This window comes from [Bacteroides] pectinophilus, assembly GCA_025146925.1.
Classification (GTDB): domain Bacteria; phylum Bacillota; class Clostridia; order Lachnospirales; family Lachnospiraceae; genus Bacteroides_F; species Bacteroides_F pectinophilus.
In genome coordinates this window covers 2402148-2414916 of the sequence record CP102260.1, presented here as the reverse complement: position 1 = coordinate 2414916, position 12769 = coordinate 2402148, and the positions used below count along the sequence as shown (strand labels likewise).

The window sequence follows — 12769 nt, the reverse complement described above, 5'->3', positions numbered from 1 at the left end:
TTCAATAACAGGGAGGTAGGATTATGGCAATTACGGGTATCAATAACAGCAGTTACACATCGTATTATGCTTCAAATTATAAGAATACTGTAAAAAAAACAGATAGTGAAAAGGATAGTACAAATACAAAAGATGGCAACGTGACAACAAGTACAGTTGAATTAAAAACATCACGTCCCGGTGTGACAAAAACAGAGCAGATTAAGACAGGGTATAGTAATGTAAATGATTATTCAAAATACTTGCAAGGAAAATACCATTATATGAATATAGGGCTGACTTCAATGCAGGGTATTCCGACAACGGTATCTGTTTCAAGTGCATTTTTACAAAAGTGCATGAATGATCCGGAAAAAGCAAAGTATTTGGAGGAAAACTTAGCAGCCATTCCGGATTGTACAAAAGATACGATTAATGGATGTTTGGGCACTGTGACAAATCAGAGTTATATGATTGATGCAAACGGAAATATTATAGAGACAGCATCTTGTACAAATGATCCAGATGGGAAAATAGCGAAAGAGAATGCTGAACGAAAGGCAAAAGAGAACAGAGAAAAAGAGGAAAAGATAAAAGAAAAAAGAGCTGCTAAAAAAGCAGAGGAAGAAAAAGCTGCAAAGAAACGTGCAGAAAAATCGGCAGAAAGAAAGGAAACGGGTGATTATACCTTATCCGTAACTGGTACTGATGTAAAAAGTATGACACAAAGCCTTGTAGCAGGATCTGTGAGTATTTCTGTACCTGATAGATCGAGTTTTGATATTAAGGCATAAGAAGGTTCGGTAAAAGGAAAATATCAAATCGGTACTTTGGTTGGAACTGCGATTTTGGCTAAAAGATTGTGAGTTGCCAATATAATCAATAGTTTCTTCTATGAAAAGATAAGATGACAGGGTGGAAGGCTATGGAGAGCTGACCGCCCTGTTTTTATCCAGAAAAATGCAGAAATAATCAAGAGAAAATCAAAATCTTTCTGCTATTCTGTTTCATGGGTTTTATATGTACGAAGATAGGCTTCTACAAGTGCAAGAATGGTGGTTATCTGATCGCTTGTACATTCTGAAAGATAGACCAGCAGTCTTTGGTAATCCAGATTATCAGTTGGAGCTGCCGGATAAAAGAACGGATCAGCAGAGATGTGTAAAGCTCGAATGAGCTGACCGAGTTTTTCAAGGCTTGGAACATTACCATGATTTTCGATCTCTTTGATATATCTTGATGAAACACCGGATTTTTCGGATAATTCATCATAAGTCAGCTTTTGGTCTAATCTGGCTTTCTTCAGGCGAAAACCCATGTCTTTATCAATTTTCTTAGATTTAGCCATGTCATGCACCTCCGTATATAGTGTATAGTTCACCATTTAAAAAGAAAATGAACTAATAACGCACTATATCAGAGGGATATAATGCACTTGAATAAAATAAGTAACTTTGGATATTGCATATAAAAAAACGCAGTATTCAAAGGTTTTTTCTCATGTTTTTATCCTTTGAATGTGTTTGGGAGAGTTATGGATTCTGAACCGTTGAAAGGATATTTTTGTATTTGGGAAATATTATCCTGCCCATTGCGTGGAAGGACAGCTAAATAGGTCGCATTTTAAGTAATGCGGCAAATTCTACAATTGAAAGTGTATTATATACACTCGTAGAATGTGGAGAAAATTTAATATCAGCTATAAACGGTGTCCTGTGGGTATATGCCCATAAGGGCGTTTTTTATATACAGAAAAATTTTCCTAAAAATTTTTCAATCCACCCGAACATCTTCCCAGTTTCATTTGGGAGATACACCGGAAGGGAAAAAGGGCAAAAGCCTTGGCATTCGGAACGGGAGGAGGTGAACTCGTATGGGGCAACCTTCTTCTAAGGATGAAATGACTATCCGGCACCAGTTTGACCGGTTATGCCAGATGGCATTAAAAGGCGAAGCTGTAAATTATTACAAACACATGGACTATCGCAGGAAACACGAAGTTACATTCTCTGAACTGTCGGAAAAGGAGTTGAGCAAATTATTTACTATGGATGAGTATGGAACAGAATATCATCATTTTGAAGTGCATGGCTATGACATTGAAGTAAAAAATACCCTGATTGCTGAAGCTTTGAAGGAACTTACAGAAAGAAAAAGGAATGTTATTTTACTTTCATATTTCATGGAAATGAGCGATGCGGATATTGCAAGAGAAATGAATCTGGTTCGCAGTACCATTCATGAACACAGGACACGCTCACTTGAAATTTTGAAGAAGATCATGGAAGGAATAGCAGATGAAAAAGATGTATAAAAGCAGAAATGAGGAAAATTTGTTGCCTTTCCATATTATAAAGGCAGCATCAGAGGGCGATGTAAGTGCCATCAATACAGTGTTAAAACACTATGAGGGATACATAATCAAATTGTCTACCAGAAAGTTATATGACGAAAGCGGACAGGTGCATTACTGCATTGATGAAACTCTGCGTCGCAGATTAGAAACAAAGCTGATCACAAAGATATTGGCTTTTGAAGTTGCATAACAGGCGGTTAGCATTGTCCCTTTCCATTCGCTGATTGCTGCGTATGCACCCTGTACCTTGACAACTGAATATTTTTTGCATACAGGACGTGAGGATATGTGGAGCCACTAGGTAGATTCGCCAAGATGTACCTGCTCTTTGATAGGAGTGAATGTGAGGAAATGTTTAAACATTACATTGAAGCAAAGGTATGGAGCGAGAAGATCTGACAAAATGTGTGGCAGTAACACAGGGCGATGAAGCATATCCGTGATAATGATACTTCCGGATTGTAAAGAAATTTGCAGTCCGGTCAATTTGAATGACGGTGCAAGACCGATGTGGGCAGAGTAATGACCTGCCACCTGTATTGCATTTTTATCTGCCGATGAGAGCCGGCAAGTGAATTGTAGGTTGTCATTGGCAGATAAAATGCGTGTTAAATTTAAGGAGGATTTGAGTAATGCAGAGGATGCCAAAGGCAATAAATAAAAAAAGACTGGTCAGATATAAGGAAGGGGCAGAAATGTACAGCATGGGTATGAATAAATTTCAGACTCTTGCCAAAGATGCGGGAGCAATTCTGAAGATAGACAGAATGGTGTTAGTAGACCTTGATGTGTTTGACCAATATCTTGAGTCATTTCGGGTGAAATAAATTTTGCCGACAAGGAAAAAGATTTTGGTTTAACCAAAATTCACTTGACTTTTGGTTAAACAGAAAGTATAATGATTATGAAATGGATGGAGGTGTATATTGTGGCTAGAACAGGTAGACCGAAGTCGGATAATCCTAAAAAAACTCTTATCGGATTAAAACTGACGGAGGAAGAAGCTGCAAGACTGAAAGGATATGCGTCCAAACATGACATGACCATAACACAGGTGCTACAAAGAGGGATTGATATGCAGTATGCAATGGATAAACCGGCTGAGTAGCTAGTACAAAATCTCTTTCCTTGAGAGAGGAGACGAGATGGCGAAATCAAGAAAGGATAACAAAGGGAGAGTATTAAGAAAAGGCGAAACTCAACGCAGTTGCGATGGTAAGTATGTATATACTTATGTTGATCCGGAAGGAAAGCGCCGGAGCATCTATTCTAAGGACATCATGGAATTGCGGGAGAGAGAAGTTAAACTGATGAAAGATCAGCTTGATGGGTTGGATGCGTATGCAGCCGGAACATCTACAATCAATTTTGTTTTTGACAGATATATATCGACAAAGGCAGAGTTGAGGGAAACAACAATGCGGAACTATAAATATATGTATGATCGCTTTATACGAGGTGGATTTGGCAAGAAGAAAATTGCCGCTGTGAAGTATTCTGATGTATTGCAGTTCTATCAGCATTTGTTGAAAGAGAAGGAAATGCAGATAAATACGCTAGAAACAATTCATACTGTTTTACACCCGACATTTCAGCTTGCTGTGCGTGATAACATCATTCGTGTTAATCCAAGCGATGGAGTAATGGCACAGATTAAAAAGCAACCGGGGAAAAATCATGGTGTGAGACACGCTTTGACAGTGGAACAACAGAGAGCCTTTATACGCTATATTGATGAAAGTCCTACATTTTACCACTGGGCATCTTTTTTTAAGTTTCTGCTTGGAACAGGTTGCCGAATAGGAGAAGCAATCGGTATCCGATGGGAAGACATTGATTTAGAAAAAAGGACGATCAGTATCAATCATAGCGTGGTTTATTACAGTAGAGAGTTCAAAGAACATCCGATATGTTCATTTGCTGTATCTCTTCCAAAGACAGAAGCTGGTATACGCACGATTCCGATGATGGATACGGTTTATGATGCACTCCAGATGGAATTGGATGACCAGAAGGAACATGGATTTAATGAAACAGTGATTGATGGGATGAAAGGATTTATCTTTATGAATCGTTTTGGCAATATCCATAATCCGCAAGCTGTAAACAGAGCAATCAAGCGTATATATGAAGCACACAATGCAGAAGAAGTGGTAAAAGCTGCAAAACAGCACAGAGAGCCTGTGATAATACCACATTTTTCATGTCATCATTTGCGACATACCTTTTGTTCAAGGTTTTGCGAAAATGAAACAAACTTAAAGGTAATTCAGTCTATTATGGGACACGCAAATATCGAAACAACCATGGATATTTATGCGGAAGTTACCGATACTAAAAAGCAGGAAGCAATTCAAAATTTAGCACACAATTTAGATGTATTTTAGGAAAGAGTCCGGCATGGACTGACGAGAGTACGACAAAATGTGTGCCATACGACAAGAGTACGACAAATTCAAGTGGTGTAATCAGCATAAATATGTTATTATAATAATGTTGGAACACCGAAAAAGGCTTTATTAAAGGAAAAAGCGTCAATGTAAATTAAATTGATGTGAAATCCCGACGATGAAGAGCATCAGTGGAGCAAAGGCAGCATCAGAAGCAGAAGGCGCTGCATCAGGTGACAACAACGGATTCTTCACACCTAATGATAAGATTGATTTTTCTAAGGTTAAGGTTGAGCCGCTGTTTGAGGAGCAGGTAGACTTTGAGACATTCAGCAAGTCAGATTTCAGAGCTGTTAAGGTTAAGGAGTGTGTAGCCGTACCTAAGTCAAAGAAGCTGTTACAGTTCACGCTTGATGACGGAACAGGCACAGACCGCACGATCTTAAGCGGAATTCATGCATTCTATGAGCCGGAAGAGCTTGTAGGCAAGACACTTATCGCTATCACCAATCTTCCGCCACGTAAGATGATGGGAATTGAGTCATGCGGTATGCTTCTTTCAGCAGTTAACAATCTTAAGGATTCAGAGGATGAAGAACTTCATCTTCTTATGGTTGATAACCATATCCCGGCAGGTGCAAAGCTGTACTAAAAATGTGCGGAGTCTGATGTAAGAAGATAATATAATGATGTGGAATCAGATGATATGATATATGAAGCCCCATTGGATAGAGAAATCTGTCTGATGGGGCTTATTTGTATTTGCGTTACACATAATAGAAATATAAGATGGAGGTAAAATGAATGAATATAGTGATAGCTAAAGCTAATACACATAGCGATGTAGCTAAAGAGCAGCATTTAGTTCCGAGAACATATATGCGGCAATGGAGTTATAATAATACAGATTCTATTTATATATTTAATAAAAGACAAAAAGAAAAAGCTGTGCAACCAGCAAATGTAAATAGTATTAATTATATTGTTGGATTTCATGATATAAAAGCTGGAGATATATTTGTTCCAGATGAAGCATTGGAAGAATTATTCGGTTTTGTAAGCAGACAATGTAAGGTTATATACGAAGGAAGGAAATCCTATAAGGTTATATAGTTTGGATGAAATCACGGAGATATTCTGTAAATTAGGACTTCGTATTTGTAACAGCTTTGCTGATTTCAGTGGAAAGCCGAGTTCTGATAATGATATTCAATTGATGGTTTATTCCATACGGGAATAAATCTTCATCAAATCTTTATTTTTCCCTGATAGATTATATTTCAGTAAGAAATGAAATATAGAAGGAAGGATAGTAAAGATGGAAATGATGTTACAGACACAAAATCTATGTAAATATTTTAGAAAACAGAAAGCGGTAAATAATGTTTCACTTAATATCGAAAAGGGACAGATTTATGGACTGCTTGGACCGAATGGCGCTGGTAAATCTACCACATTGAAAATGTTGACCGGTATGATGAAACCCACTGCAGGAAAGATTTACTTTGATGGAAAACTTTGGGATAGGAAAGATTTATCAAAAATAGGAGCGTTAATTGAAAATCCGCCTATTTATGAAAATCTTTCCGCCAGAGAGAATTTGAAGGTAAGACAATTATTGCTTGGTACAGATGAAAACAGAATTGATGAGGTCTTGCAGATTGTATCACTTACAAACACCGGAAAGAAGAAAGCAGGACAGTTTTCTTTGGGGATGAAGCAAAGACTAGGCATTGCAATGGCATTGCTTGGAGAACCGGAACTTTTGATATTGGATGAACCTACGAATGGATTAGATCCAATAGGCATCGAGGAATTACGAGAGCTGATCCGGTCTTTTCCGGAACAGGGAATCACTGTAATTCTCTCCAGTCATATTCTCTCAGAGGTACAGTTACTTGCAGATAAAGTCGGGATTATTTCAGGTGGAATCTTAGGATACGAAGGAGCATTAAAGCAGGGAGATAATCTTGAAGATTTGTTTATGAATGTGGTAAGAAAAAACCGGAAAGCAGGTGAAATCCATGGTTAATATTATAAAAGCAGAACATCAAAAAGCCAAAAGAACCATGCGAAAAAAGTTTATCTGGGGATTTCCTCTTCTTACATTTGTCATGGCATTTATATTTACTCTTGGGATGACAAATGCTTATGCAGAAAGTGTTTGGAACTGGTGGTATACACTTTTGCTGCCGGGGATGATTGCTCTATTTTGTTATCTTTCTGTGGCGCAGGAGAAAAAGATAAAATACTATCATTTAATGACTATTCCCACAGACAGAAGAAAATTGTTGCTGGGGAAAATTATTTATATTGGGTACATGATTTTGTTTTCTAATGTGATTGTGTTTGCAGGAGCAACGCTTGGAGGCTTTCTTCTAACGACACATGTTCCAGTTGGAGGAGCGTTGATTGCAGTATTGTTTCTGACGGTTTCTGAGTTATGGGAGATTCCGGTAGCTTTATTTTTAAGTGAACGATTTGGAATGATTGTAAACCTGTTCGTCTGCCTGTTTATTACCGTCAGCGGTGTGGTAATATCACAAACCAGAATCTGGTATGTACTTGTTTCTGCAATCCCTATGCGAATGATGTGCCCGTTGCTTCATGTTTTACCAAATGGACTTGCCGCAGAAGCAGGAAATCCTCTTTTGGATACGGGAGTCATTGTTCCGGGAATGTGTCTCTCAATCATCTGGTTTGTTTTTGTAACGGTTCTGTTTTTGAAATGGTTTGAGAGAAGAGAGGTGAAATAAGATGATTGGAAGATCTCTTAATGCAGACTTGCGAAAGATGAAAGGAACATCTGTGATTCTGGCACACTTACTGATTCCGATTATAACCAGCGTTATATTTTTAATATATTACTTTTTTTCACCATGGAATGAAAATATGAAAGTGATTGCATTTTATCAGGCAATAGGAGCAGGACTTCCGGTACTTATTGGAATTTTTACAGCAAGTGTGATGGAACAGGAACAAAATGCAGGTGATTTTCAAAATCTGTTGTCTTTACCAGATAAACCTGCAGCATTTTTATCGAAACTGTTGATGCTACTGGTTTTGTGTCTGTGCTCTATCCTATTGACAGCAATCATATTCGGAATTGGATTTGGAAGAATCGCATCAAGCGATATCGAAATCATGAAAGGATGTATATTTGCAGCATTGCTGCTGTGGGGAAGCAGTGTTCCACTTTATCTGTGGCAGCTGATTCTGGCTTTTCAGTTTGGAAAAGGGGTATCCATTGGAGCAGGGATTATATCAGGACTAATTAGTGCATTGATGCTTACCGGACTTGGAGATTATGTGTGGAAATATGTATTTGTCTGCTGGACGGGTAGAGTACCATATACTTATCTGCAATCTGTATTGGGAGAAACTAGTGTAGGTGAATGGTTGTCATTCATACCAGGTTGCTTAATATTTACAGGGATTAGTATGGTATACTATTTTTGGTGGGTAAACCACTGGGAAGGAAACAGAATATCGGAATAGAATCGAGGGAAACTATGGCAAAAATACTGGCAGTTGATGATGAACCGGCAATTCTGGAAATGATAGAAAGCATTTTGAATAAGGATGGACATCTGGTTACCAAAGTAAGTAATCCACTAAAAATTAATATGGAAGAATTACATCGTTATGACCTGATTTTACTGGACATTATGATGCCTGGAATTGATGGCTTCGAATTATGCAAAAGAATCAGGGCACTTGTGGATTGTCCGATTTTGTTTCTTACGGCCAAAACGGAGGAAAACAGTCTGGTAAACGGACTTTCTTTAGGAGCAGATGATTATATTTCAAAGCCATTTGGAGTGATGGAACTTCGGGCAAGGATCAATGCACATCTTAGAAGAGAGCACAGGGAACATTCTGTCCGGATGGTTTTAGGGAGAGTCTGCATTCAGATGTCTCAAAAGAAACTGTTGATGGATGATAAAGAACTTCCGTTTACGAAAGCAGAGTACGAAATCTGTGAATTTCTGGCTAAAAACAGAGGACAGGTTTTCTCGAAGGAACAGATATTGGAAGCGGTCTTTGGCTTTGACAATGAGAGTAATGACAGTACTATAATCACGCATATCAAAAATATAAGAGCAAAATTTGCGGATTATGATTATATGCCGATAAAAACAGTCTGGGGGATTGGATATAAATGGGAAGAGTAAAGAGAAGCAATGCACTCAGCAGGATTTTTATGAGATATGTACTGGTCATGCTTGGATCATTAGTTGGTTTGGTGATTGTTGCTTGGCTGCTGCTGTGCCTTTTGATTAGTGTGGGCTGTATCTATCCGGCAAATTATGCAGAGCAAAAGATTAATGAAGCATATGATACGATTCTACGTGCAGATAAAGTGACTGCTGAGATGATTCCCGCACTTTGTGATTATGTAATCTTTTCAGAGAATGGAGAGAAAATAGGTGGAGATCTGTCAGAACAATACGAACAGATAGCATGGAATGTTGCAAAGTACGGAAACGCATCCGGGAAATATTTTTATAAAGTAATTGTAAGGGAAAATGAATATGTTGTATTGCAATATCGCCTGACACCTCAATATCATTCAGCTTTTTTGAGGGAGCATTTTATAGGACCACAGAATGTGATGAGTATTATGTCTGTGATTGGAGCGGTAGCGATTATCATCATTCCGTCCATACGTTTTGGAAAAAGAATCAAAAAGCAGATGCAGCCTGTATTAGACGCAATCGGACAAATAAAGGATCAAAATCTGGAATATGAGACATCCTGTTCCGGTATCAAAGAGTTTGATGACTGTTTATCGGCAATCGATGATATGCGAGATGCATTGCGAGAATCTTTAGAAAAGCAGTGGAAAACAGAGCAGGAAAAGAAACAGCAGATGTCTGCTTTGGCGCATGATATTAAAACACCTCTTACGATTGTACGGGGAAATGCAGAACTACTTTCAGAGACTGAACTGACCACAGAACAGAAGAAAAATATCACTTATGTTTTGAACGGCACAACACAGATACAAAGTTATGTAAAACAGTTGATAGATGTCACAAAATCATGGAATTGCAGTGATGTTACCTATACAACGGTGAGGTTAGAAGATTTTTTCGCAGATATAAAGGAACAGGCACTCGGACTGGTAGAAATCTATCACCAGAAAATAGATTGGAAGGCGGGACAAAGTGATAAAAAGGTAACGATTGCTTATGATCCAATGTTCCGGGCCGTAATGAATGTGATTCAGAATGCAGTGGAGCATACAAAAGAAAATGGAATCATTTATATTGACGCAAAGGAGCAGGATGACCGGCTGACATTCATTGTGGAGGATAGCGGATCAGGATTTACAAAAGAAGCATTATTGCATGGCACAGAGCAGTTTTTTATGGATGACACAAGTAGAAATGGCGAAGCCCATTATGGGATGGGACTATTTTTTGCAAAAACTGTGGCTGAAAAATATGGTGGAGGTATTAAACTTTCAAATTCTGAAAATACAGGTGGGGCGAGGGTAGAAATATTTTTCCTGAGTAGTCAGGAAACAAGCTAAATAGACCGCAATTAAGCTATGTAAAAGAAATTTTACATGCTTTTATCTAATATGTAAAAGCCTTTTGATAGACATTACTACTACGTTTGCTGTAATCTCATGGAAGAAGGAGGCATACAGAATTATGATAGCTGATAAAATTAAAAATGCTCGTACTATTCTTTATTACATAACTATCATTATAGTTGGGATTATATGCACATATAAGAAGAGAATAATATAACTTTTGTTATGATATCAAATGATTTTTTCATTTAATATAACATTGCATTGGATGAAAAAATGTGTTTGGAGATGAAAACATAATCGAATTGAAGGTTGACGATTCAAACATAAAAAGAGCTGGGTGGCATCTACCCAGCTCAATCTTCTACATGGAAGACATCTTCCACCAATAAATTAAAAGCTTTGCGTGGTGAAAGTGATAGAACACATATTAGATATGGAGATAATGAACATTGTAAAGACGAATTTCCCGGTTATAGATATAAAGACTTTAAAACAGGGAAATTATATGTTGAAAGATACATGATTTTTACAAAAGAGCATTATGAAATGTTACATCTTTGGTCTAGTTATGGATTCCAAAAAGAATTCACAGTATTATTCGACATTGATGAAAAAAAGATGGTTAGATTTTCAGATGGTACAATTGAAGGTATGGAGAGTTAAAAAATAATTAAAAATGAACCTTTGGACAACTTGTCCAAAAGTAGTAGCACCATGCTCTATATATTTGTGTTTGGTATCAGCCAAATGTGTTCTCTCCAGAGCAATTTAACAGCTTGTGATTTGATTATTGCCGAATTCATAGCAGCGGAGTTCGGCAGGCAGCTTTGGCAGTATGTTAAAGCTGCCGGATAGGTGTGAGGACGCAGGAGAAATCCTGCGTCTTTTTTGACCTTTTTGGTTCATATCAATTAATAAAAAGAACAAAGTTTCGAGACACAAGAGAGGATTTATGGACTTACAATTTGCCATAATGGAGTCATCCTAAGGAAGCAGAAAGATAAGTATTCAAGGATGACAAATTTATATTTACAGATTAAGGGAGGCGGTAGGTATGTATATATTAACAGGTATCTTAATGTTTGTAATTGGTTCAATTATAGCCGCATGTGGTGGCGATTTTTCCGGATTGGAAGTAATCGGAAAATTTGTCGGCGGAGCAGTTCTCGTTTTAGCAATAATGTGGTTATTTACACAACCGGTGTTGCTGATTATTGTTATTGCACTGATTGTTATTATTGCAATGTGCTGTGCCGGTTCATCAAAGTAGAAAGAAGATGTTGTATTTTATATGAGCTGTAGGATTGGAGCTGTAAGATTGGCAGCTAAAATAGTAAGACCGGAATTATGTACTGCCAAATTCCTGGAAGTTTTGATATAATACAGATATCAAAGCATGCCGGAGGTGTTTTATGACGGATGATAAGCAGATTCAGGAAAAGGTACAGAGGCGTGGCGCAAGAAGCAATCAGAAGCTTAAGATTTTATATCTGGCAAAGATATTGTTGGAAAATACAGATGCAGAGCATGACATCACATTACAGGAAATAATAGACAAATTGTCTGCAAATAATGTAACTGCAGAGAGAAAGAGCCTTTATGATGATATTGCCCAGCTGGATGATTTTGGAATAAGAATCAGGAAGACCCAGTATGGAAAAACATTTCATTATCAGGTAGTGAACCGGGATTTTGAAATAGCAGAGTTAAAGCTGTTGGCGGATTCTGTGGCATCGGCAAAATTTATTACAGAGAAAAAATCCAATGAGCTGATTAAGAAGATAGAGCGGCTGGCAAGCAGGCACGATGCGTCAAAGCTCCAACGTCAGGTGTATGTGGCGGGCCGTGTCAAAGCCATGAATAATGATATCATGGAAAATGTGGATGCGATTCACAATGCAATTTCACTGAATTTAAAGATATCATTCCAATATTTCCAATGGAATGTAAAGAAACAGCCGGAACTGCGAAAAGGTGGAGCAAGATATCTGATCAGCCCCTGGGGACTTTCATGGGATGATGAAAACTATTATCTGGTGGGCTACGATTCAGATGCTGATATGATAAAGCATTATCGTGTGGACAAAATGCTTAATATCAAAGTGGAAAAGACAAAGCGTGAAGGAAGATATAAATTCAAGGCGGTTGATATGGCTGCCTATGCCAAGAAGATGTTCAACATGTTTGACGGAGAAGAAATGGATGTTGAAATCTTATGTGCAAATAATCTGGCAGGAGTTATGATAGACCGTTTTGGAAAAGATGTAAGAATGTATAAAGCGGATGAAGAACATTTTAAGGTTAAAGCTAAGGTCGCAGCCAGCAGTCATTTTATCCATTGGATTATGGCACTGGGAGCGGGAGCACAGATTATCGGTCCGGAAAGCCTTGTGGAAGAAATAAGAACTGAAATCAAAAGGCTGGCAGAGCAGTACGGGAGTTGACATGAATAGTTTAATCTGGTGCAGGCAATTGAAGTGGTTTTGGTAATAGCAG

Annotated in this window: 17 protein-coding genes; 16 read left to right on the top strand and 1 reads right to left on the bottom strand. The window is 38.0% G+C overall.

Annotation, left to right across the window (positions count from 1 at the left end; translation table 11 throughout):
* The first annotated feature begins 23 nt into the window (after nucleotides 1-23).
* Nucleotides 24-773, top strand: a complete 750-nt coding sequence (locus NQ488_11295; protein ID UWN95153.1) for a hypothetical protein — start codon at nucleotides 24-26, stop codon at nucleotides 771-773.
* Nucleotides 774-976: 203 nt separating this feature from the next.
* Here NQ488_11295 and NQ488_11290 read toward each other — a convergent pair whose 3' ends face one another.
* Nucleotides 977-1327, bottom strand: coding sequence for a helix-turn-helix domain-containing protein (locus NQ488_11290; GenBank protein UWN95152.1), 351 nt, complete (start codon nucleotides 1325-1327; stop codon nucleotides 977-979).
* Nucleotides 1328-1852: 525 nt separating this feature from the next.
* Here NQ488_11290 and NQ488_11285 point away from each other — a divergent pair.
* From NQ488_11285 to NQ488_11215, 15 genes are all read left to right on the top strand, one after another.
* Nucleotides 1853-2293 (top strand): sigma-70 family RNA polymerase sigma factor, encoded by a 441-nt coding sequence (locus NQ488_11285; GenBank protein ID UWN95151.1) that lies wholly within the window; start codon nucleotides 1853-1855, stop codon nucleotides 2291-2293.
* Nucleotides 2277-2525, top strand: a complete 249-nt coding sequence (locus NQ488_11280; protein ID UWN95150.1) for a helix-turn-helix domain-containing protein — start codon at nucleotides 2277-2279, stop codon at nucleotides 2523-2525. The genes NQ488_11285 and NQ488_11280 overlap by 17 nt, the downstream gene beginning before the upstream one ends.
* 442 nt (nucleotides 2526-2967) lie before the next feature.
* On the top strand, nucleotides 2968-3162 hold the full coding sequence (locus NQ488_11275; GenBank protein ID UWN95149.1) for a DUF6462 family protein: 195 nt from the start codon (nucleotides 2968-2970) through the stop codon (nucleotides 3160-3162).
* Between the two features lie 101 nt (nucleotides 3163-3263).
* A complete protein-coding gene (locus NQ488_11270) occupies nucleotides 3264-3443 on the top strand; it encodes a hypothetical protein (protein ID UWN95148.1) in 180 nt (59 codons plus the stop codon).
* 37 nt (nucleotides 3444-3480) lie between these two features.
* The gene (locus tag NQ488_11265; GenBank protein UWN95147.1) at nucleotides 3481-4722 is read left to right on the top strand and encodes a site-specific integrase; all 1242 of its coding nucleotides are present in this window, start codon (nucleotides 3481-3483) and stop codon (nucleotides 4720-4722) included.
* A gap of 181 nt (nucleotides 4723-4903) precedes the next feature.
* Nucleotides 4904-5377 carry a hypothetical protein gene (locus NQ488_11260; GenBank protein ID UWN95146.1) on the top strand — a complete coding sequence of 158 codons (474 nt, stop codon included), beginning with the start codon at nucleotides 4904-4906 and terminating at the stop codon, nucleotides 5375-5377.
* Nucleotides 5378-5529: 152 nt separating this feature from the next.
* Nucleotides 5530-5838: a DUF4238 domain-containing protein gene (locus NQ488_11255; protein UWN95145.1), complete on the top strand. Its 309-nt coding sequence runs from the start codon at nucleotides 5530-5532 to the stop codon at nucleotides 5836-5838.
* 205 nt (nucleotides 5839-6043) lie between these two features.
* Nucleotides 6044-6757 (top strand): lantibiotic protection ABC transporter ATP-binding protein, encoded by a 714-nt coding sequence (locus NQ488_11250; protein UWN95144.1) that lies wholly within the window; start codon nucleotides 6044-6046, stop codon nucleotides 6755-6757.
* Nucleotides 6750-7481, top strand: coding sequence for a lantibiotic immunity ABC transporter MutE/EpiE family permease subunit (locus NQ488_11245; GenBank protein ID UWN95143.1), 732 nt, complete (start codon nucleotides 6750-6752; stop codon nucleotides 7479-7481). The genes NQ488_11250 and NQ488_11245 overlap by 8 nt, the downstream gene beginning before the upstream one ends.
* A 1-nt stretch (nucleotide 7482) precedes the next feature.
* Nucleotides 7483-8223 carry a lantibiotic immunity ABC transporter MutG family permease subunit gene (locus tag NQ488_11240; GenBank protein UWN95142.1) on the top strand — a complete coding sequence of 247 codons (741 nt, stop codon included), beginning with the start codon at nucleotides 7483-7485 and terminating at the stop codon, nucleotides 8221-8223.
* Between the two features lie 14 nt (nucleotides 8224-8237).
* Nucleotides 8238-8900, top strand: coding sequence for a response regulator transcription factor (locus tag NQ488_11235; GenBank protein UWN95141.1), 663 nt, complete (start codon nucleotides 8238-8240; stop codon nucleotides 8898-8900).
* Nucleotides 8888-10264 (top strand): HAMP domain-containing histidine kinase, encoded by a 1377-nt coding sequence (locus NQ488_11230; GenBank protein UWN95140.1) that lies wholly within the window; start codon nucleotides 8888-8890, stop codon nucleotides 10262-10264. The genes NQ488_11235 and NQ488_11230 overlap by 13 nt, the downstream gene beginning before the upstream one ends.
* Before the next feature lie 408 nt (nucleotides 10265-10672).
* Nucleotides 10673-10936 carry a hypothetical protein gene (locus tag NQ488_11225; GenBank protein UWN95139.1) on the top strand — a complete coding sequence of 88 codons (264 nt, stop codon included), beginning with the start codon at nucleotides 10673-10675 and terminating at the stop codon, nucleotides 10934-10936.
* 391 nt (nucleotides 10937-11327) lie between these two features.
* Nucleotides 11328-11543, top strand: a complete 216-nt coding sequence (locus tag NQ488_11220; protein ID UWN95138.1) for a hypothetical protein — start codon at nucleotides 11328-11330, stop codon at nucleotides 11541-11543.
* Between the two features lie 142 nt (nucleotides 11544-11685).
* Nucleotides 11686-12717, top strand: a complete 1032-nt coding sequence (locus NQ488_11215) for a WYL domain-containing protein (GenBank protein UWN95137.1) — start codon at nucleotides 11686-11688, stop codon at nucleotides 12715-12717.
* Nucleotides 12718-12769: the final 52 nt, after the last annotated feature.

Excerpts from the sequence above, each read along its gene's own strand:
- NQ488_11285 (UWN95151.1), top strand. The coding sequence starts at position 1,853 with ATGGGGCAACCTTCTTCTAAGGATGAAATGACTATCCGGCACCAGTTT.
- NQ488_11250 (UWN95144.1), top strand. The coding sequence starts at position 6,044 with ATGGAAATGATGTTACAGACACAAAATCTATGTAAATATTTTAGAAAA.
- NQ488_11295 (UWN95153.1), top strand. The coding sequence starts at position 24 with ATGGCAATTACGGGTATCAATAACAGCAGTTACACATCGTATTATGCT.
- NQ488_11275 (UWN95149.1), top strand. The coding sequence starts at position 2,968 with ATGCAGAGGATGCCAAAGGCAATAAATAAAAAAAGACTGGTCAGATAT.
- NQ488_11255 (UWN95145.1), top strand. The coding sequence starts at position 5,530 with ATGAATATAGTGATAGCTAAAGCTAATACACATAGCGATGTAGCTAAA.
- NQ488_11260 (UWN95146.1), top strand. The coding sequence starts at position 4,904 with ATGAAGAGCATCAGTGGAGCAAAGGCAGCATCAGAAGCAGAAGGCGCT.
- NQ488_11215 (UWN95137.1), top strand. The coding sequence starts at position 11,686 with ATGACGGATGATAAGCAGATTCAGGAAAAGGTACAGAGGCGTGGCGCA.
- NQ488_11290 (UWN95152.1), bottom strand. The coding sequence starts at position 1,327 with ATGGCTAAATCTAAGAAAATTGATAAAGACATGGGTTTTCGCCTGAAG.
- NQ488_11220 (UWN95138.1), top strand. The coding sequence starts at position 11,328 with ATGTATATATTAACAGGTATCTTAATGTTTGTAATTGGTTCAATTATA.
- NQ488_11280 (UWN95150.1), top strand. The coding sequence starts at position 2,277 with ATGAAAAAGATGTATAAAAGCAGAAATGAGGAAAATTTGTTGCCTTTC.
- NQ488_11245 (UWN95143.1), top strand. The coding sequence starts at position 6,750 with ATGGTTAATATTATAAAAGCAGAACATCAAAAAGCCAAAAGAACCATG.
- NQ488_11235 (UWN95141.1), top strand. The coding sequence starts at position 8,238 with ATGGCAAAAATACTGGCAGTTGATGATGAACCGGCAATTCTGGAAATG.
- NQ488_11265 (UWN95147.1), top strand. The coding sequence starts at position 3,481 with ATGGCGAAATCAAGAAAGGATAACAAAGGGAGAGTATTAAGAAAAGGC.
- NQ488_11240 (UWN95142.1), top strand. The coding sequence starts at position 7,483 with ATGATTGGAAGATCTCTTAATGCAGACTTGCGAAAGATGAAAGGAACA.
- NQ488_11230 (UWN95140.1), top strand. The coding sequence starts at position 8,888 with ATGGGAAGAGTAAAGAGAAGCAATGCACTCAGCAGGATTTTTATGAGA.